General features: G+C 37.3%; 1 pseudogene. It reads left to right on the top strand.

Going from position 1 to position 939, the window contains the following annotated elements:
* Nucleotides 1-128: 128 nt before the first annotated feature.
* Nucleotides 129-939, top strand: a pseudogene (locus tag EXE29_RS17250) (ThiF family adenylyltransferase); the annotation flags it as partial.

Raw genomic sequence — 939 nt, forward strand, 5'->3', positions numbered from 1 at the left:
AATTTCCTTTACCTGAGGACTACTTAGGTGTTTCACGAGTACTTAGGATTAGTTTTTGTGAAGGCTTTCCGACAGTCGGTTTGCGTCTACAAATAAGCCCTTCACCTTGGCTTTTATGGCCTCATGCAATGCCACAATCCTTATGTTTGTATGGGTTTGGTGAGCATCCCGCTGCAAACTCTGCTGAAAGTGTAGTCAATGATGCATTGAAGAGGTTATCCAAGATATTGGAGCTTATATTACCTTCTTCTAGTGAAAGTAATCGAAATGAGGAATTTTATAGAGAGTTGGCTTCTTATTGGGGACTTCAACTAAAAATTAATAATCATCAGCTTGTTGTATTGGAACACCCCTCAACGAATGGTGAACTTTTTGGACTCACTGATCAAAGAGGAGGAGTAAAACGTCATCAAGTTGTATGGTTGGCATCGCAGCAACCAATGATAGAAAAACATCTTTCTAAAATATTAAACAGGGTAGAGAAAGTATCAGTTTTAGCACCAGTTGCATATTTTATTCGCTTAAATTCATACCCCACTGTTGAAATTCCTAATTCCAATGAAGTCTTTGAGTGGATTGAAAACCATATATCCTCAGTAGATTTTCAGAAGCTATTGGAGTGGGATAAAAGAAACAATAGTTATCCTATTAGATGGTTGCTATTAGAACTCCCGAACACTGAGCCACCCATTATTCAAGCTATAACTCTTAAACACAAAGGTATCAAAAGTGATAGCTATCAAGTTTATGGTAAGCGTGCTGGGCGTCGATTACGTGAGCAACAGAATAACAATGTAAGATTGTCGAGTTTGGAACATAGTCCAGTACATTTGTTGGCAAATAATGTAATTCATTCAAGAAATATAGAATTAGCTAATAATGATATAGCTGGTAAAAAAGTTGCAGTGATAGGTGCAGGTTCTTTAGGTAGTTCAGTTG

The sequence above is a fragment of the Acinetobacter sp. WCHAc060006 genome, assembly GCF_004209135.1.
Classification (GTDB): domain Bacteria; phylum Pseudomonadota; class Gammaproteobacteria; order Pseudomonadales; family Moraxellaceae; genus Acinetobacter; species Acinetobacter cumulans.